Below are 17428 nucleotides of genomic sequence, written 5' to 3'. Positions count from 1 at the left end.
CTTAGTGCATGCCGCTGCCCCAAAACCGGGCACCACTTTTGGGCGGCATGCATCGGGATGGCAATCGCCACGCCGATAGTTTATCCACCGCCACAACTCACATTCAGACCTTCATGACGGTTCATTCATGTCACGCGAAAAATCCTATCTGACCACGCCGATTTTCTATCCGAATGGCAAGCCACATATCGGCCATGCCTATACGGTCATCGCCAGCGACGCGCTGGCCCGCTTCCAGCGTCTCGACGGCAAGGATGTGTTCTTCCTCACGGGCACCGACGAGCATGGCCTCAAGATGCAGCAGACGGCCGAGAAGGAAGGCATCGCGCCGATAACGCTCGCCGATCGCAATTCGGCAATCTTCCGCTTGATGACCGAGACAGTCGGCGGCTCAAACGACGAATTCATCCGCACGACCGAACAACGTCACTACGCATCCTGCCAAGCGATCTGGAAGGCGATGGCCGCCAATGGCGACATCTATCTTGATCGCTACAGCGGCTGGTATTCGGTCCGCCAGGAAGCCTATTTCGACGAGAGCGAAACCACGCTCGGCGACGACGGCGTGCGCCGCGAGCCGCTTGGCTCGCCGGTTGAATGGAACGAGGAGGAAAGCTACTTCTTCCGGCTTTCCGCCTATCAGGACAAATTGCTGGCACTTTATGAGAGCCGGCCCGACTTCATCGGTCCAGCGGAGCGCCGCAACGAAGTGATCAGCTTCGTCAAGTCCGGCTTGAAGGATCTGTCGATCTCGCGCACCACGTTTAAATGGGGCGTGCCTGTACCCGGCAACGACAAGCATGTGATGTATGTCTGGGTCGACGCATTGACCAACTACATCACGGCCGCTGGCTATCCCGACACCAAATCCGAGCAATGGCACTACTGGCCGGCGACGCATATCATCGGCAAGGACATCGTGCGCTTCCACGCGGTCTACTGGCCGGCCTTCCTGATGTCGGCCGGCATAGAATTGCCGAAGCGCGTCTTCGCCCACGGCTTCCTGTTCAACCGCGGCGAGAAGATGTCCAAATCGGTCGGCAATGTCGTCGATCCGTTCGCCATGATCGAGCATTACGGCCTCGACCAGGTACGCTATTTCTTCCTGCGCGAGGTGCCGTTCGGGCAGGACGGCAGCTACAGTCACGAAGCGATCGTCAACCGCACCAATGCCGATCTCGCCAACGGCCTCGGCAATCTGGCGCAGCGCTCGCTGTCGATGATTGCCAAGAACTGCGGCGGCGCGGTGCCGAAGCGCGGCGAGCTCACCGAAGCCGACGCGGCGATCCTCGACCAGGCGGTGGAGGCGCTTGCGGTGGCACGCAGAGCGATGGCGGAGCAGGGCATCCATCTGGCGCTGGCGGCGATCTTCGGCGTGGTGGCCGACGCCGACCGCTACTTCGCGTCGCAGGAGCCCTGGGCGCTGCGCAAAACCGATCCGGAGCGCATGGAGACGGTGCTGTGGACGACGGCCGAGCTTGTCCGGCGCGTGACGGTGCTTTGCCAGCCCTTCATTCCCGGATCGGCGGCGAGGCTGCTCGACCTGCTGGCTGTGCCGGCGGACAAGCGCAATTTCGCGCATGTCCACGCAGACCATGCGCTGGTGCCCGGCACGGCGCTGCCGGTGCCTGAGGGCGTGTTTCCCCGCTACGTCGAGCAGGACACCAAAGCCTGATGCTTGTCGACAGTCACTGCCATCTCGATTTTCCGGATTTTGCCGAGGAGCGGGCGGCTATCGTCGCCCGCGCTCTCGCAGCCGGGATCGGCCGCATGGTGACGATCTCAACGCGCGTGAAGCGTTTTCATCAAATCCTTGAAATTGCTGAAGCTTTTAGTGAGGTCTATTGCTCAGTTGGTACTCATCCGCACAATGCGGCGGAAGAGCTCGATGTGACCGCAGAGGAGCTGGTACGGCTTTCCAACCATCCCAAGGTGGTGGCGATCGGCGAAGCCGGCCTGGACTATTTCTACGACCGCGCGCCGCGCGAGGCACAGGCGCAAGGCTTCCGCACTCACATCGCCGCCGCGCGCCGGACCGGCCTGCCGCTGGTCATCCATTCGCGCGACGCCGACGGCGACATGGCGGCGATTCTCGAGGAGGAGACAGGGAAGGGCGCTTTCCCCTTCATCCTGCATTGTTTTTCGTCCGGGCGTCGGTTGGCGGAAGTCGGCGTGGCGCTGGGCGGCTATGTCTCCTTCTCAGGCATCCTGACCTTCAAGAACTCGACCGAGTTGCGCGCGATTGCCGCAGATGTGCCGCGCGAACGGCTGCTGGTCGAGACCGACGCGCCTTATCTTGCGCCAATCCCGCATCGGGGAAAACGCAATGAGCCCGCCTATGTCGCGAATACGGCGAAGGTGCTGGCCGAGACCATCGGCGTCAGCGAGGCGGAGATCGCCGACATCACCACCGAGAATGTCTTCCGGCTGTTTACCAAGATGCCGCGACCGGACGTGACGGCGGCCTGACATGGGCGACCAGCTGCGCCTCACCATTCTCGGCTGCGGCTCGTCGCCCGGTACGCCGCGCATCACCGGCGACTGGGGCAATTGCGATCCGGCCAATCCGAAGAACCGCCGCATGCGCACGGCTGCTCTTGTCGAGCGGATCGCAGGGAATGGCGGCCGCACCACCGTCGTCATCGACACCGGACCGGATTTCCGCGCCCAGATGCTGCTCGCTTCGGTCAAACACATCGACGCGGTGGTCTATACCCATCCGCATGCCGACCACATTCACGGCATCGACGATCTGCGCGGCTTCGTGCTCGAGCAACGCCGTCGTATCGATATTCATGCCGACCAGCCGACCATGCTGCGGCTGCGCCAGGCGTTCGGCTACTGCTTCGAGACGCCCCCGGGCAGTTCCTATCCACCGATCGTCAGGCCGCATCTCATAGACCATGCCAGGCCGGTGGTGATCGAAGGCGAGGGGGGTCCCCTCACCCTTGAGCCGCTGCCGCAGATCCATGGCGACATCATTTCGCTCGGTTTCCGCATTGGCGGGATCGCCTATTGCCCCGATATCAGCGACTTTCCAGCTGCCACCGCGGGACGGCTTGAAGACCTTGACGTGCTGGTGATCGACGCGCTGCAGTATAACAGCCATCCGAGCCATCTGTCGCTTGCCGAGGCACTTGGCTGGATCGAGAAGCTCTCGCCGAAAAACGCGGTGCTGACGCATATGCATGTGCCGCTGGATTATGCCGCCGTGATGGCCGAGACGCCGGACCACGTGGTGCCGGCCTATGACGGCATGACGATCGAAATTCCTTGTGAATCAGAGCGATAGAGACGCCTGTTCACTTTGGCGCTTAGTCGCCAATCCGATTCTCTTTGGTGCTTCGGAAACTGATTGATGGTTCAGAATGTGTTTGTTCTGCTGCTCGGTTTCCCTGGCGTCGGCAAGCTGACGATCGCACGGGAACTCGGCACGGCACTTTCCGGCCAGGTCATCGACAATCACTGGATCAACAATCCTATATTGGCACTGCTTGCCGATGACGGTTGCCGCACTTTGCCTGATGCCGTCTGGGAGCAGACCGCCAAGGTCCGCCAGGCTGTCTTGGACACCGTCGCAACACTTTGTCCTCCCGCCGCCAACTTCATCTTCACGAACTCCGGCATCCAAGGAGACGCGAGAAGCCTGGCGTCCTACCAGCAGATGAAAGATGCGTCGGATCGACGAGGCGCTCACTTCGTGCCTGTGCGCTTGCTTTGCGAAGAGGCCGAACTGGTACGTCGCGTGATGTCGCCAACGCGACGTGACCGTCTCAAGTCGATCGATCCGGAAGTCGCGCGCCACCGCAGCCGAACAGTCGCTGTCCTTGACCCGAAGCACCCGAACAGCCTGACGATCGACGTAACAGCGATCAGCGCGGCGGAGGCGGCTACAAGGATTCACGAACACATCAAGGACCGCGTTGACGCCTTTGAAGCGCGGACGGGAAGCCCAGGAGAACCGTAGCAAAACCAGCTTCGTGCTGGATATGGCAGTTCCATAATCTATCTTATGCGACTTTCTGATATGGATCACGTAGAGGCGATAAAGCGATCCTATCGACGTGCCCCTCGCTGCGAGCGCTCACATTCGGACTATTGAACAATGACCTCTTCATCTTCCTTTCTTGGCTTTCCCGATTGCCTCGCCGGAGGCCGCGTGCCTCGCATGGTGATCTACGGTGCCGGTCATGGCAGCACCTATCCGCGAAAGGACAGCAGCGGCCATGCTCTGGCCGCCGACGCCATCCGCGCTGCGAGCCAGGACGATGCGCCGCTGGTCGAGCATTGGGATGTAGATCTCGGCGGTCCATTGTTCGACGGCAAGCCGGTCTGCTGCGTCGATGCCGGCAACATCTCGACGGTCATGCACGACAATGAGGGAAACCGGGCGCGGATCGAAGCGAAGACGCGCGAGGTCCTGGCCGCGTCGGCCGTGCCGATCCTGCTCGGTGGTGACGATTCCGTGGTAATTCCCTTTCTCGCCGGCTTTGCCGGTCACGGGCCGGTCTGGATCCTGCAGATCGACGCGCATATCGACTGGCGCGACGAGGTCGATGGCGAACGCTACGGCTATTCGAGCCCGATGCGCCGGGCGAGCGAGATGCCGCATATCGCCGGCCTCGTGCAAGTCGGCCTGCGCAGCGTCGGCAGCGCACGCCTGGCTGAAATCGAAGCGGCGCGACGCTATGGCAGCCGCTTTGTGACTGCCCGCGAGCTTCATGCCCAGGGCGTCGACGCCGCTCTCAGGCACATTCCGGACGGCGCGCGCGTCGTCGTGACCTTCGACTGCGACGGCCTCGATCCCAGCATCATGCCGGGTGTGGCGGCGCGCACGCCAGGCGGCCTCACCTATGCCCAGGCGATCGACCTGATCGCCGGCCTCGGCAAGCGGGCCAGGATCGCAGGATTTGATCTGGTCGAATTCTATCCGCCTGCCGACCTTGACGTCCTGTCGGCGCTGACTGCAGCCCGGCTTCTCGTCAATGTCATCGGCACTGTCGTCCGGCAGGTTTAACTCAGATGCCTGAAGCCCCGACGAGATTCCCCGTTATGACCGACCGATGTCGCTTCGAGCTCATGCAGGACCTCCCTACCCCGTGGGACTGCGCTGCCGGCATCAGCGTTGACGCCACATCCGCGTTTATCTTTGCCAGAAGGGCAGCTTGGCGATCTCTTCCTCGGCCTGCTCTTTCGTCAGTCCGATATCGTCGATCAGATGCGGGTTGGCCTCTGATATCCGCTTCAGATCCCAGCGAAACCGTATCTGCTCGCGCCGGGCTGCGATCATGCCTCGCAGGGTCTTCAGGCCGTAGCGCCGGCGCGATGCCTGCCCGGCCAGCGTTGCCAGATGCGGGATCGATGCAAACGTGTCGTTCATGGCAACCTCCTATGGTTTGCGGCCCCATGCTTTTCGAGTTGGGGCCTTCCACCTGAATGAGGTTGGATTCTGCAGGATGCGGGCTGCGCCGTAATTAAGCGCATCCAAATAGTTCTCAAAACTTCCAAATCGGCCTGAGCGGTTCATCGGACATGACGAACTGCTCTACCCGTCTCACACTTTTCCTGGAATTGCTCTATAGATGCGCCGCATGCAGGGATCGCGCTTTGCCTTCGGCCCGTACGTGCTTGATTCAGCTGCGGGAATGTTGCTTCGGAACGATGTCCCCGTGGCCGCCGGCTATCGGGGGCTGAAGCTGCTTGCCGCGCTCGTGGAACGTCCCGGCGAAATCCTGGCCAAGGCCGAGCTGATGGACGCGGCATGGCCGGGCACGGCCGTTGAGGAAGGCAACCTCACCGTCCAGATCGCGCAGCTCAGAAAGCTGCTCGGCCCCGCCGCCGACGGCGGTGAATGGATCGCTACGGTGCCGCGCGTCGGCTATCGCTTCACGGGGGTCATCGAACAGCTTGGCGAGACGAAACGAAAACCTTTGCCACTGCCCGGCAAGCCTTCGATTGCCGTTCTGCCCTTCGTCAATTTCGGCAATGATCCCGAGCAGGAATCCTTCGCGGACGGGTTGACCGAAGATCTGATCACCGACCTGTCCAGGAACGCGGGACTGTTCGTCATCGCGCGCAACTCGGTCTTCGTCTACAAGGGAAAGCCGATGGATGTGCGCGCGATCGCCGAGGACCTTGGCGTGCGTTACCTGCTTGAGGGGAGCGCAAGGCGCGCCGCGGGGCGTGTGCGCATCAACGCGCAGCTTGTCGACGCGGTGAGCGGTGAACACCTGTGGGCGGAACGCTTCGATCGCAGCCTGGAAGATATTTTTGCCGTCCAGGACGAGGTAACGGCCAAGATCGTGGAGGCGCTGCTCGGCCGGCTGCGCACGCAGCCACCGCGCAATCGGCCCAAGAATCTCGAGGCCTACGATCTGTGCGTGCGGGCGCGAAAACTGATCGACGACTCGCCTCAGACGGCGCGGGAGGCGCATCTGATGCTGACGCGCGCGGTCTCGCTGGATCCGGAATACGCCGAGGCCTATCGCTGGCTCGCCATGAACCATTGGATGGGATGGGTGCATTGGGGCGAGCCCGTCGACCCCAACCGGAGCATTGCCTTGGAGCTGGCCCGCAAAGCCGTGACGATCGACCCCAACGACGCCGGCTGCCGCTGGGTGCTTGCCAACCTGCTTGCCTATGAGCATCGCTTCGGCGAGGCGGATGCCGAATTCGCCAGAGCGTTCGAGCTCGATCCGAACGAGGCCGACGCCTGGGCGACATTGTCCGATATCGAGGTCCTAGCCGGGCGGATCGAGGAAGGCCTTGAGCACATTCGCAAGGCGTTCCGGCTGAACCCGTTTCCGCCGAGTTGGTACTATCTCACGCTCGGCGCCGCGCAATATGCGGCCCGCGCCTATGAAGCCGCCATCGAGACGCTGCGCCGGGACGAGACCTATCGGACCAGCTCACGCCGTTTCCTGGCGGCAAGCCTTGCGCAGCTCGGCCGGTTCGAAGAGGCGCGCGCGGAGGTCGAGATGTTCCTTATCGCCAACCCGCATTTCACGACCAGCCACTGGGTCTGGACCGAGCCGTTCCGCGACGACGCGATGCTCGAGCATTTCGTTGACGGGTTCCGCAAGGCCGGGCTTCCGGACTGACGGCCAGAATGGAATGGCGCGACCTATTCTTCGAAGCGGCTCGTCGCCTCGCGATCGCGCTCGTATCGCTTGCTGACTGGAAACGGCGGCAGCCACGACTCGCGACGGATGATCCAGCTTTCGTAGGTCGGGGCTAGCTGGTCTGGGGCGTCCAGGGTCCCGAGATGCACTTCGATCTCGTCCGCGGTGCGTGCGAAAACGGACGAACCGCAGCGCGGACAGAAAAACCGCCCGGCATAGTCGCGCGTCTCACCGTCGATCGTAACCGCGTCCTGAGGGAATACCGCCGAAGCATAAAAGAGCGCGCCATGATGTTTGCGGCAATCGAGACAATGGCAGATGCAGACCCTGTATGGGCGGCCCGACGCCACAAGTCGGACATTGCGACACAGGCAGCCGCCGGTGAATTGGTCCATGTGTTGCGTCTCCTTCAAATCACGTGGCCGGAATGTTTACAACGAAGCGTGTTGCGCCGTCGATGCAAGCTGCGCCAGCCTTTCGGCTGGCGCCCTGCCCGTCGGCGCCGCATGTCTTCGGCGGCCGCCGCCATCAAGGTTGATACAGTCTCATTCTGCAACCTTTGATTTTATCGCAGTGCGACATAATCGTCACAGCTTAGCCGGCGATACCTTGCTATGATCGCGCTCTCAATGGGGTCTGATTTGGGTCGGAGGAACATTCAGTGAGAACTTTTCTTGCAATCGCCGCGCTGGCTGGGCTCAGCGCGACTGGGGCTTCGGCTGCGGACATGACCGGTCCGGTCGCCGGCTCGGCTTACGACTGGAGCGGCTTCTATGCCGGCGCGCATATCGGCGTCGCCAATGGAGATATCACAGCCATCGACGTCGCGCAGCCGAACGGCGGCTTCTTCACGGATCTGGTCCCCGCCGGAACCGAGGGGTTCCATTTCCGCGACACCAACATAGCTGGCGGCGTGCAGGTCAGCGCTCAGTACCAGTGGAACCAGTTCGTGTTGGGCGGCGAAGCCTCATGGACCGCAACGGGGATCAGGAAGACGATCGTCAGTCCATACTTCCCCGATAGCGATACCGAGACCGGCAGGATCCAGCATTATGCGACGGTGGTCGGCCGGATCGGCTACGCGTTCGACCGTGTCTTGGTCTATGCGAAGGGCGGCTACGCCGGAGGCGAGGTCGGTTTCAAAGCGCGCGACAACGACGCCCTAGTCACATACGAGCAGAACGACTGGCACAACGGCTATGCGCTGGGTCTCGGCATCGATTACGCCCTCACCGACAAGCTGAGCCTTGGCGTGGACTACACTCATATTGATCTCGGCTCCAAGACCAGCACGGGCCCCAATGTGTTCGACGACGGTTCGCTGGGGGCCAATCCCGAAACTTACAAGGTCAAGGCCAGGGCCGACGTGGTCATGGCACGGCTAAGCTATAAGTTCGCCGCAAGCGAACACAACTAATCGACTGAATTAGCTGAGGTTTCTTGCTCGGCTAGCGCGCCGGGCCTGTCCCGCGATTAGAAAAACCCATCGAGAAAAGCCGCCGTCTCACGCGAGATGCCGACGATCTTGTTCGTCGCCTGGCGATAGAATTTGAAATTGAGCTCCGTCTCCGGCCGGCCGTCCTTCCAATCCTTGAAGCGCTTGAGCTCGTCGCGGCCCAACCGCCTGGTCGCCAGGGCGGCGCGACGGATGGAAACGCTAACACGGGGCGTCTGCCGTTCAAGATCGGGTCGTTTCGCAATTGCCTGCGAGGACATGACGACACCTCGCGCGATGAGCCCCTGCCCGCCTTCGTTTTCGCTGGCGAACACGAAGATCGTGTCGCCTTCGGCGATATGCTTGCCGCCATACATGGTTTTCTGCGCCGCGAATGAGAATGTCCCGGCCAGCGGATCCTTGACCTCGGCCTTGATCGCGAACGCCATGCCTCACGCATCCCGGCTGATGGTGATCCGGTAGGTCAACTTGCGCTTGGCGCCTGGCGGGATCAGCATCACGCCCGGCTTGTCGGCGAATTCGCCGTCGAAATCGACCGGGTTTGCAACGCCATGCCAGGGCTCGATGCAGAGGAACGGCGCGCCGCCGGGCTTGGACCAGATGCGGGCGCCGTATCGGAGCGGGTTCATCGTCGGCAAAGGTCAGCCGGTAGGCTTCCTTGGGCAATTCCGGCAGCAAAGGCCAGTTGAAGGCCGGGTGGGCACCGACCGAGGCCGGCAGCACCTCGTCGCCTGTGTTGGCGACGGACTATTCGCGTTCGCCGGTGAAATTCAGCAGCAGCTGGAAGATGTTGATGAAGTTGAGATACAGCGAGAAGGCGCCGAAGACGGCGAGCTTCTGTTGCGATTCCGCGTCGAAATTCTCGGCATACTGCTCCTTGATCGTCTGCGTGTCCCAGGCGGTCAGGCCGATGAAGACGGCGATGCCGATCACGGAGATGGCGAACTGCAGCGCGGTCGAGCCGAGGAACAGGTTGACGAGGCTCGCGATCACCACGCCGATCAGGCCCATGATCAGGAAGGACGAGAACTGCGTCAGGTCGCGCCTGGTCGTGTAGCCGTAGAGGCTGGTGGCGCCGAACATGGTGGCGGCGATGAAGAAGGTGCGCGCGATGCTGGTGCCGGTGAAGACCAGGAACACGGAAGCCAGCGACAGGCCCATGACCGCGCAGAAGGCCCAGAACATCGCCTGCGCGCTCGCCGCCGACATTGTCTGCATCTTGAAGGAGAAGAACATGACGAAGGCGAGCGGCGCCAGCATCACCACCCATTTCAGCGGCGTGGAGAAGATCGGGACGTAGAGCGCCGGCGTCGAGGCCACAACAAGGGCGACGAGGCCGGTCACGACGAGCCCGAGGCCCATATAGTTGTAGACGCGCAGCATGTGCCGGCGCAGGCCCTCGTCATAGACGGCACCGGCCCGAACGCCGGTGCCCATTCGGTATCCAAGATTAGGGCTGTTCATTTCGTTTCTCCTTGGTTTGGTCGGTTCGATTGGCTGTTTCAATAGAGAGTGCGGGCGAGCTTTTCGGCGGCCCGGTCGAGATCGCCGGCATCGCCTTGTCCGACGACGGCGTAAGCGACCTCGCCGATCTGGAAATAGGCGGACGAGATATCGCCCAAGGGCGCGACGGTGGGCTTCACGACGTCGAACGTGCCTGGCCTGATCGCAAACAGCGACACCAGCCCGAGGTCCTTCGTTTCGAGTGCCATCTCGACGCTCGGCCCGAACCGCGACGGATAGATCTGAACATCGCGGATCCGCCAGCCGTCGGGCAATGACGGCATGACGATCGCGGTCGCGGCGCGGATCTCGTCGGCATTGTAATTTGGCGCTTCGGCCTGGGACGGCATCGTCTCACGCACCAGCGTCGTCCGGTGCGCGCTCACCGCTTCCTCGACATAGGCGGGCGGCTGCGTCGACGCGACCACCTTGCTGACAGCGATCGGCCCGAAGACGCCGTTCGCAAGCCACCCCGCCGCCACCAGCACGGCGGCGGCCGCGGCGCGCTGCAGCACGGAAAAGGCACGGTCCCTGGCAAGCACCCTCTCCAGCCGACGCGCCGCGTCGGTCGTCGCCGGGCGCGCCATTGCGCCTGGCCCGGCCAGCGCCACGCGCAACTCGTCGCGCGTTCTGAGATCCGACATCACACGCGCAGCCACTTCGGGACGAGCGGACAGGAACGCCTCGACCTCGATGCGGCGGGCGACGTCGAGCTGATCGTCGACATAGGCGTCGAGATCGGCATCGGTCACCGGATCGACGATGGCGGTCATGATTCACCTCCCACGATCCTCAGGTGATTTTTGCCGCGCGCCGGAGCGCCCTCCTCCATCTCGCGCAGCGCCGCACGAGCGCGGCCGATGCGCGACATCAGGGTTCCGAGCGGGACGCCACTGACCTCGGCCGCTTCCGCGTAGCTCAACCCTTCGATGGCGACGAGATGCAGCGCGGCGCGCTGCTCTTCCGGCAGCGACAGGAAGGCTTCGCGCACCTGCGAAAGGCGCACCGAATGGTCCTGGGACGCCGGCATGTTTTGCTCGGCGAGACGGCCTGCCTGCTCGATGCGCGCTGCCTCGGACCGCCGCGAGCGCATGCGGTCGATGAAGATGTTGTGCAGGATCGCCAGCAGCCAGGCGCGCGGGTTGCCGCCCGAACGAAAGGTGCCGCGCCGCTCATAGGCGCGCACCAGCGCGTCGTGGACCAGATCCTCGGCATCGGCGCTGTCGCGCGTCAGCGAGCGTGCGTAGCGCCGCAGCGAGCCCAACTGCCCGACGATATCAAAGCGTGCCATCGACCGTTTCATGCCCTGTTTACGGAGCATGTGGGGATTTTAATCCCCTCGGCTGCAATTTTCTTTTGCGCGGCCTCGTTCGCAAACGGCGCATTGGGGAAGCCGAGCTTTGTGTCTCAGTTGGCTTAGGGCTACCACTGAGTCCAGCAGGCTAGGCGGTACGGTTCGTCTGATTTCTCCTTCGCAGCGTCGCAACCAATTTGTCGCGCAGCTCGTCAAACACCCCTAAGTTGCTTAGGGCACCTATCTGCGCATCGACCGAGATCGTGGCGCTTGGTATCGCCTGAGATTTTCGACGTGCGTATTCGTACAATGCAGCCGAACGCGCGTAGATTTCCGCCGCATCGAGAATGTATTCCTCCAAATTCGCGGCAGCAACGATCATATCGGGGGGCCGTCTTTCGGCTGTAATTGCGCTTATCCTCGACCTCTGAATCTGAATCTTAGTCAGGATAGTCGCTAGTGTCTCTCGATCGCCTGGAAGTGACACCTCAGTCATCTCCTTAAATGCCTGTATCGCTTCAGACGGCAGGGACGGAAATCCTTTGAACTTAACCGAGTGCGGAAGCGCGCCGTCGACGCATTTATTCAGCAGCCCTCTAAGGATCACGGTGCATTCTTCGGCGTATTCCGACAGCAGACTGAGTGACAACGGCAGGGTCGCTCTCGCAGCGGCGCGTCGACTTTCAAGCCGGGATTCCTCAGCTAGTACCTCCTGTCTCATCTGCGCATGTATAGCGCGCACTCCCCACCATGCCCCCGTTAGGGCCAAGAGACCTGTAATCAACGTCTGATAGTTGTAGAACCAACGAAAATAGAAATAGTGCCGCAAACCGCAAGCCCAATAACGCTCGGGCCTGCACGCATCGTGATATGCTTTCCAAACCGCACTTGTAACTAGAACGAAGATAATCGACAGAATTATTGCTTTCGAAACGCGATTAGCTACCCCGCGCATGTCGCCAAGGTATCGCAAGCCATCAGTTAGGCGCTTTTTCATGCTTGTCCCCCGTGTGTCGAAACATTATCGCACTTGGAAGCGGACCTCCAACGAGGTATTGGCCTCTTCCACAATAAAGGACAGCACGAAGACGAACCAACCAGCCGAGGTGCGCACGGCAGAACCAGTGCGGCGCCTGCTTGGACTTGGCGAAGCCCCAACCGGCATCTTTGCTGCGACAGTCATGCTCGCAGACGTGATGCTAAGCGAAACCGCTGGCGAAGCGCGGCCGATTTGCGTATCACTCCGCCGCCACTGGAGCCCGATCGATGTTCGAGACCCTGCAGCCCGCGCCCGCCGACAAGATCCTTGCGTTGATCGGCCTTTACCGCGCCGACACGCGCCCCGGCAAAGTCGACCTGGGTGTCGGCGTCTACAAGGATCGTGACGGCAGGACGCCGGTGATGCGGGCCGTGCGCGAGGCCGAGAAGCGGCTGCTCGCGGGCCAGGACACCAAGACCTATCTCGGCCTCGCCGGCGACACCGGCTTCAACGCCGCCATGATCAAGCTTGCCTTCGGCGAGAGGGCCGATCATTCGCGCATCCGCGCAGCGCAGGCGCCGGGCGGATCGGGCGCCCTCAGGCTGATGGCCGAGCTTCTGCAGCGCACGCGCCCAGGCGCGACGGTGTGGCTCTCCGATCCGACCTGGCCGAACCACCTGCCGGTGATGCGCGCCGCCGGCCTACAGGTGCGCGACTATCCTTATTTCGACGCTGTTTCCGGCGCTGTCCGTTTCGACGACATGCTGGCGGTGCTCAAGACCGCCAATAGCGGGGATATCGTGCTGCTGCATGGCTGCTGCCATAACCCGACCGGTGCCAACCTGGATGCTGCGCAATGGGCGAACGTTGCCGACGTTCTGCTTGAGCGCGGCCTTTTGCCTTTCGTCGACATCGCCTATCAGGGCTTTGGCGAAGGGCTCGACGCCGATGCCGCCGGCCTGCGGCTGCTCGCCGGCAAGGTGCCCGAGATGGTCGTCGCCTCGAGCTGCTCGAAAAATTTCGCCGTCTATCGCGACCGCGTCGGTTCCGCCATGATCATGGCCAAGGACGGCGCACAGGCCGACGTGGCGATGAGCCAGATGCTGGCAGCGGCGCGAGCGCTCTATTCGATGCCGCCGGACCATGGCGCTGCGGCCGTACGCATGGTGCTGGAAGACGCCGATCTGAAGAAGGTCTGGGAGACGGAACTCGAGGACATGCGGCTGCGCATGCTCAGGCTGCGTGTCGCCTTCGCCGAGGCGTTGCGTCGGCAATCCAACTCCGATCGCTTCGATTTCGTCGCCAGCCATCGCGGCATGTTCTCCCGCCTGGGGCTCACCGAAGCGCAGGTTGAGCGGCTGCGCACCAAGCACGCCGTCTATATGGTGGGTGACAGCCGCATCAATGTGGCAGGTCTACCTGAGGACGGCATGGACGAGCTCGCCAAGGCGATCGTTTCGGTGCTCGACTGAGCGCCGGCGCAACTGTGGACAATCGGCTTTTGCCAGCCGGCGGGATTGGTTGCCCGCCGCGGCGCGCGCTAGGGTTTGTTGCATGAAACCCTCCAAAGACATCTCCCGTCTGATCGAGATCATGGCGGCACTGAGAGCGCCGAAGACCGGCTGCCCCTGGGACATCGAGCAGAACTTTTCCACCATCGCCCCCTACACGATCGAGGAAGCCTATGAAGTGGCGGATGCGATCGCGCGCGGCGACTTCGACGATCTGCGAGAGGAACTGGGCGACCTTCTGCTGCAGGTCGTCTACCACGCGCAGATGGCGCAGGAGATTGGCGAGTTCGCGTTCGGCGACGTTGTCGAGGCGATCACCACCAAGATGATCCGCCGTCACCCGCATGTCTTCGGCGACGAGAAGGCGCGCAGCGCCGGCATGGCCAAGGGCATGTGGGAGAAGATCAAGGCGGTGGAGAAGGCCGACAAGCGCAACGCCCGCATCGCGCGCGGCCTCGACCCGGAAGATCACGGCAAGGGCTATCTCGATAGCGTGCCGGTTGCGCTCCCTGCGCTGACCCGCGCGTTGAAGCTGCAGGAGAAGGCTGCGCGCGTCGGCTTCGACTGGAGCGAGGCAGCACCCATCCTCGACAAGATAGAGGAAGAGATCGGCGAGCTGCGCGAGGCGCTGGTCACGGGCGACGCGGCACCCATCAAGGATGAGTTCGGCGACATGCTGTTTGCCGTCGTCAATCTCGGCCGCCATTTGAGACTTGATGCCGAAGCCGCGCTGAGCGGCACCAACGAGAAGTTCCGCTCGCGCTTCCATTATGTCGAGCGGGAGTTGGAGGCTTCCGGGAGGTCGCTGGAACAGGCGACTTTGGACGAGATGGAAACCCTCTGGCAGCAGGCCAAAAACGCAAGAAAAGCAGCGGTCTAGCCGTGGTTCCTGCGGTTCAGCCGGGTCTCGATCTCCTGGCGGGCGCTGTGCGTGGCCGTCAGTGAGATGGTGACGCTGCCGTCCTCATTGTCGCTCCGCGAGACGACATCGCCATTGCGATAGAGCCAGTCGACCTGGCCGAGCTCAGCAGGGCTCAACGTCACCGTCATCGTTTCCAACTCGCCCGACACTCTGGCCTCGATGAGCGCCTTGAGCGCATCGATCCCCTCGCCGGTCGCTGCCGATATCGCGATCGGCGGCGCCTTGCCGCCGGCGCTCTCGGCAAGCAGGCGCTCGCGATTGCCTTCGTCGAGCAGGTCGATCTTGTTCCACACCTCGATCACGCGGCTGGTGTCCGCGGCATCGACGCCGAGATCGCCAAGGATGCGCTCGACATCCTCGGCCTGCGCTGCCGTGTCCGGATCAGAGATATCGCGCAGATGTAGCACGAGATCGGCCTCGACGACCTCTTCCAGCGTCGCCCGGAAGGCCGCGACCAGATGAGTCGGCAAGTCCGAGATGAAGCCGACCGTGTCCGACAGGATGATCGGCGTGCCGTGCGGCAGGCGCACGCGGCGCAGCGTCGGATCGAGCGTGGCGAACAGCATGTCCTCCGCCAGCACCCCTGCCCCGGTCAGCCGGTTGAACAGCGTCGACTTTCCGGCATTGGTGTAGCCGACGATCGCAACTACCGGAAATGGCACCTTCTTGCGTTTTGCGCGGTGCAGGTCGCGGGTGCGGCGAACCGTTTCCAGCTCATGTTTGAGCTTGGTGATCTTGTCCTGCAGGATCCGCCGGTCGGATTCGATCTGCGTTTCGCCGGGACCGCCCAGGAAACCCGCGCCGCCGCGCTGCCGTTCGAGGTGGGTCCAACTGCGCACCAGCCGACCCTTCTGATAGTTGAGATGCGCCAGCTCGACCTGCAGGGTGCCTTCCTTGGTCCTGGCGCGCTCGCCGAAGATCTCGAGGATAAGCCCGGTGCGGTCGAGCACTTTGGCGTTCAGTTCCTTCTCGAGATTGCGCTGCTGCACCGGCGTGAGCGGATGGTCGACGATGACCAATTCCGCCTTGCGTTCCTTCACGATGTCGGCGAATTCCGCCACTTTGCCGCTGCCGAGCAGCGTTGCCGGGCGGGGATCGGTGACCGTCACCACCGCGGTGTGGACCGGGTCCAGGTCGATGGCGCTGGCAAGCCCGACCGCCTCGTCGTGGCGGGCATCCGCCGAGCGGCTCAGGCGCGGGCGGCTCGAATCCTCATCGCCGCGCGGCTGGCGCGCAAGCACCGGCACAATGACAACGGCCCGGGTCGGATCCTTGGCTTCCGGCCCGAGTTGATGTCCTTGTTTCCCGCGAACTCTGCGGTCCGCGTCCTGCTCACGTGCCAATCAGGCGCCCTGGCCTTCCTCGCCATCAAACATCTGAACCGGCTGGCTCGGCATGATCGTGGAAATGGCGTGCTTGTAGACGAGCTGGGAATGCCCGTCGCGCCGCAACAACACACAGAAATTGTCGAACGAAGTGACCACGCCGGTCAGCTTCACACCGTTGATGAGAAAGATGGTAAGTGGATTTTTGCTCTTGCGAACTGAATTCAGGAACAGGTCCTGAAGGTTTTGCGATCGTTCCGCCATTGTTTTTGTCTTTCGCCGATCCCCTTCGGTCTGCAGGCCAATGCGCCAAATTACGCGGCGCCTGTCAAGCGCGCAAACCCCCTCTTGCCGCCTAAACGACAAGCAGAACGAGATAGTTGAGGTTCATTCCACCTTTGCGGTTATCAGGCTGGACTTTTTTCCGCAATGTCAAAAAATGCCTGCCGCAACGAAAGTGTCATGGAACCGGGGTGGCCGTTTGCGATCGGCGCGCCGTCGATTTCGACTACCGGCATGGCGATCGTGGTCGCGGAACTGATGAAAGCCTCGCGCGCTGCCTTGGCTTCGGCGATCGAAAACCCACGCTCCTCGATCTTCAGACCGAGCTTTTCGGCGACGTCGAACAGTGTCGTGCGGGTGATGCCGCGCAGGATGCCGTGTTCGGCCGGCCGCGTCACCAGAACGCCGTCGCGGGTGACGATCCAGGCATTGGACGAGCCGCCCTCCTTGACCGTGCCGTCGGAGTCGACGAACCAGGCCTCCTGGGCGCCGGCTTCCTTGGCCTTCTGCTTGGCGAGCACATTGGCAAGCAGGCCGGTGCTCTTGATGTCGACGCGGTCCCAGCGATTCTCCGGGACGGTGATGACCTTGATGCCGGTCTCAACCCGCTTGGCGGCAGCAGAGGGGTCGGCCTTCCGGGCGGTTATAACCAAGGACGGGCGGGTGCCGACTGCGGGAAAGACGAATTCACGGCTGGCGACGCCGCGCGTCACCTGGAGATAGACGAGGCCGTTGACGACGTTGTTGCGGCGCACCACCTCGCGCAGCAGCATCGGCAGGACGCCTTCCGAGACGGGCCATGCGATCGACAATTCCTTGAGCGAGCGCTTAAGCCGGGCCAGATGGCGCGGCATGTCGACGATAAAGCCGCGCGCCACCTCGCAGACCTCATAGACGCCGTCAGCGAACTGATAGCCGCGATCCTCGATATGGACGCGGGCGTCGGCATGGGCAACGTAGCGCCCGTTGACATAGGCAATGCGCGGCATGGGCTACCTCAGGGAAATGTCCGGCTCTCTTAAGCGATTCCGCCGC

General features: G+C 62.5%; 19 protein-coding genes and 1 pseudogene. 9 read left to right on the top strand and 11 right to left on the bottom strand.

Annotated features, from left to right (window positions below):
* Nucleotides 1-127: 127 nt before the first annotated feature.
* The 5 genes from metG (at nt 128) to A9K71_RS02390 (ending at nt 5017) form a co-directional block, all read left to right on the top strand.
* Nucleotides 128-1675, top strand: a complete 1548-nt coding sequence (metG, locus tag A9K71_RS02410) for a methionine--tRNA ligase (protein WP_066989767.1) — start codon at nt 128-130, stop codon at nt 1673-1675.
* Entirely contained in the window at nt 1675-2469 is a 795-nt protein-coding gene (locus A9K71_RS02405) for a TatD family hydrolase (protein WP_066989765.1), read from the top strand. Before metG ends, A9K71_RS02405 begins: the two co-directional genes overlap by 1 nt.
* A gap of 1 nt (nt 2470) precedes the next feature.
* Entirely contained in the window at nt 2471-3292 is an 822-nt protein-coding gene (locus A9K71_RS02400; RefSeq protein WP_066989763.1) for an MBL fold metallo-hydrolase, read from the top strand.
* A gap of 66 nt (nt 3293-3358) precedes the next feature.
* Nucleotides 3359-3967 (top strand): chloramphenicol phosphotransferase, encoded by a 609-nt coding sequence (locus tag A9K71_RS02395; protein ID WP_066989760.1) that lies wholly within the window; start codon nt 3359-3361, stop codon nt 3965-3967.
* 138 nt (nt 3968-4105) lie between these two features.
* Nucleotides 4106-5017 carry an agmatinase gene (locus tag A9K71_RS02390; RefSeq protein WP_066989757.1) on the top strand — a complete coding sequence of 304 codons (912 nt, stop codon included), beginning with the start codon at nt 4106-4108 and terminating at the stop codon, nt 5015-5017.
* Nucleotides 5018-5143: 126 nt separating this feature from the next.
* Here A9K71_RS02390 and A9K71_RS02385 read toward each other — a convergent pair whose 3' ends face one another.
* The gene (locus tag A9K71_RS02385) at nt 5144-5380 is read right to left on the bottom strand and encodes a hypothetical protein (protein WP_066989754.1); all 237 of its coding nucleotides are present in this window, start codon (nt 5378-5380) and stop codon (nt 5144-5146) included.
* A 202-nt stretch (nt 5381-5582) separates the two neighbouring features.
* On the opposite strand from A9K71_RS02385, the gene A9K71_RS02380 reads away from it, so the two are divergent.
* A complete protein-coding gene (locus A9K71_RS02380) occupies nt 5583-7100 on the top strand; it encodes a winged helix-turn-helix domain-containing protein (protein ID WP_245299508.1) in 1518 nt (505 codons plus the stop codon).
* A 23-nt stretch (nt 7101-7123) separates the two neighbouring features.
* Here A9K71_RS02380 and A9K71_RS02375 read toward each other — a convergent pair whose 3' ends face one another.
* A complete protein-coding gene (locus A9K71_RS02375; protein WP_066989752.1) occupies nt 7124-7516 on the bottom strand; it encodes a GFA family protein in 393 nt (130 codons plus the stop codon).
* Between the two features lie 266 nt (nt 7517-7782).
* Between A9K71_RS02375 and A9K71_RS02370 the strand changes: the two genes are divergently transcribed.
* A complete protein-coding gene (locus A9K71_RS02370; protein WP_066989749.1) occupies nt 7783-8538 on the top strand; it encodes an outer membrane beta-barrel protein in 756 nt (251 codons plus the stop codon).
* A gap of 56 nt (nt 8539-8594) precedes the next feature.
* Here A9K71_RS02370 and A9K71_RS02365 read toward each other — a convergent pair whose 3' ends face one another.
* From A9K71_RS02365 to A9K71_RS02340, 6 genes and pseudogenes are all read right to left on the bottom strand, one after another.
* Nucleotides 8595-9005: a hypothetical protein gene (locus A9K71_RS02365; protein WP_066989746.1), complete on the bottom strand. Its 411-nt coding sequence runs from the start codon at nt 9003-9005 to the stop codon at nt 8595-8597.
* Between the two features lie 3 nt (nt 9006-9008).
* A pseudogene (locus A9K71_RS29745) lies at nt 9009-9321 on the bottom strand (aldose 1-epimerase family protein); the annotation flags it as partial.
* 3 nt (nt 9322-9324) lie between these two features.
* Nucleotides 9325-10041, bottom strand: a complete 717-nt coding sequence (locus tag A9K71_RS02355) for a Bax inhibitor-1/YccA family protein (RefSeq protein WP_066989741.1) — start codon at nt 10039-10041, stop codon at nt 9325-9327.
* A gap of 38 nt (nt 10042-10079) precedes the next feature.
* The gene (locus tag A9K71_RS02350; RefSeq protein ID WP_066989738.1) at nt 10080-10853 is read right to left on the bottom strand and encodes an anti-sigma factor; all 774 of its coding nucleotides are present in this window, start codon (nt 10851-10853) and stop codon (nt 10080-10082) included.
* A complete protein-coding gene (locus tag A9K71_RS02345; protein ID WP_245299507.1) occupies nt 10850-11371 on the bottom strand; it encodes a sigma-70 family RNA polymerase sigma factor in 522 nt (173 codons plus the stop codon). The genes A9K71_RS02350 and A9K71_RS02345 overlap by 4 nt, the downstream gene beginning before the upstream one ends.
* Before the next feature lie 151 nt (nt 11372-11522).
* Nucleotides 11523-12371, bottom strand: a complete 849-nt coding sequence (locus A9K71_RS02340; RefSeq protein WP_156752568.1) for a hypothetical protein — start codon at nt 12369-12371, stop codon at nt 11523-11525.
* Nucleotides 12372-12640: 269 nt separating this feature from the next.
* Here A9K71_RS02340 and A9K71_RS02335 point away from each other — a divergent pair, with 269 nt between their 5' ends.
* On the top strand, nt 12641-13825 hold the full coding sequence (locus A9K71_RS02335; RefSeq protein WP_066989729.1) for an amino acid aminotransferase: 1185 nt from the start codon (nt 12641-12643) through the stop codon (nt 13823-13825).
* Nucleotides 13826-13907: 82 nt separating this feature from the next.
* On the top strand, nt 13908-14744 hold the full coding sequence (gene mazG, locus A9K71_RS02330; RefSeq protein WP_066989727.1) for a nucleoside triphosphate pyrophosphohydrolase: 837 nt from the start codon (nt 13908-13910) through the stop codon (nt 14742-14744).
* Here mazG and hflX read toward each other — a convergent pair.
* The 3 genes from hflX to A9K71_RS02315 all read right to left on the bottom strand — a co-directional run bounded on the left by hflX (nt 14741) and on the right by A9K71_RS02315 (nt 17382).
* Nucleotides 14741-16129 carry a GTPase HflX gene (gene hflX, locus A9K71_RS02325; RefSeq protein WP_066989724.1) on the bottom strand — a complete coding sequence of 463 codons (1389 nt, stop codon included), beginning with the start codon at nt 16127-16129 and terminating at the stop codon, nt 14741-14743. The two genes, mazG and hflX, sit on opposite strands and share 4 nt — an antisense overlap.
* Nucleotides 16130-16375: an RNA chaperone Hfq gene (gene hfq / locus A9K71_RS02320; protein ID WP_066989720.1), complete on the bottom strand. Its 246-nt coding sequence runs from the start codon at nt 16373-16375 to the stop codon at nt 16130-16132.
* Nucleotides 16376-16518: 143 nt separating this feature from the next.
* Entirely contained in the window at nt 16519-17382 is an 864-nt protein-coding gene (locus A9K71_RS02315) for a D-amino-acid transaminase (protein WP_066989718.1), read from the bottom strand.
* Nucleotides 17383-17428: the final 46 nt, after the last annotated feature.

Source organism: Mesorhizobium sp. WSM3873, assembly GCF_001672445.1.
Taxonomy (GTDB): domain Bacteria; phylum Pseudomonadota; class Alphaproteobacteria; order Rhizobiales; family Rhizobiaceae; genus Mesorhizobium.
The sequence above is the reverse complement of the archived record's forward strand: the minus strand, read 5'-3'. Positions and strand labels throughout refer to the sequence as shown.

Bases quoted from the DNA above. Each gene is read 5' to 3' on its own strand.
- metG (WP_066989767.1), top strand. From the start codon at position 128: ATGTCACGCGAAAAATCCTATCTGACCACGCCGATTTTCTATCCGAAT.
- A9K71_RS02405 (WP_066989765.1), top strand. From the start codon at position 1,675: ATGCTTGTCGACAGTCACTGCCATCTCGATTTTCCGGATTTTGCCGAG.
- A9K71_RS02400 (WP_066989763.1), top strand. From the start codon at position 2,471: ATGGGCGACCAGCTGCGCCTCACCATTCTCGGCTGCGGCTCGTCGCCC.
- A9K71_RS02395 (WP_066989760.1), top strand. From the start codon at position 3,359: ATGGTTCAGAATGTGTTTGTTCTGCTGCTCGGTTTCCCTGGCGTCGGC.
- A9K71_RS02390 (WP_066989757.1), top strand. From the start codon at position 4,106: ATGACCTCTTCATCTTCCTTTCTTGGCTTTCCCGATTGCCTCGCCGGA.
- A9K71_RS02385 (WP_066989754.1), bottom strand. From the start codon at position 5,380: ATGAACGACACGTTTGCATCGATCCCGCATCTGGCAACGCTGGCCGGG.
- A9K71_RS02380 (WP_245299508.1), top strand. From the start codon at position 5,583: ATGCGCCGCATGCAGGGATCGCGCTTTGCCTTCGGCCCGTACGTGCTT.
- A9K71_RS02375 (WP_066989752.1), bottom strand. From the start codon at position 7,516: ATGGACCAATTCACCGGCGGCTGCCTGTGTCGCAATGTCCGACTTGTG.
- A9K71_RS02365 (WP_066989746.1), bottom strand. From the start codon at position 9,005: ATGGCGTTCGCGATCAAGGCCGAGGTCAAGGATCCGCTGGCCGGGACA.
- A9K71_RS02355 (WP_066989741.1), bottom strand. From the start codon at position 10,041: ATGAACAGCCCTAATCTTGGATACCGAATGGGCACCGGCGTTCGGGCC.
- A9K71_RS02350 (WP_066989738.1), bottom strand. From the start codon at position 10,853: ATGACCGCCATCGTCGATCCGGTGACCGATGCCGATCTCGACGCCTAT.
- A9K71_RS02345 (WP_245299507.1), bottom strand. From the start codon at position 11,371: ATGGCACGCTTTGATATCGTCGGGCAGTTGGGCTCGCTGCGGCGCTAC.
- A9K71_RS02340 (WP_156752568.1), bottom strand. From the start codon at position 12,371: ATGAAAAAGCGCCTAACTGATGGCTTGCGATACCTTGGCGACATGCGC.
- A9K71_RS02335 (WP_066989729.1), top strand. From the start codon at position 12,641: ATGTTCGAGACCCTGCAGCCCGCGCCCGCCGACAAGATCCTTGCGTTG.
- mazG (WP_066989727.1), top strand. From the start codon at position 13,908: ATGAAACCCTCCAAAGACATCTCCCGTCTGATCGAGATCATGGCGGCA.
- hfq (WP_066989720.1), bottom strand. From the start codon at position 16,375: ATGGCGGAACGATCGCAAAACCTTCAGGACCTGTTCCTGAATTCAGTT.
- A9K71_RS02315 (WP_066989718.1), bottom strand. From the start codon at position 17,382: ATGCCGCGCATTGCCTATGTCAACGGGCGCTACGTTGCCCATGCCGAC.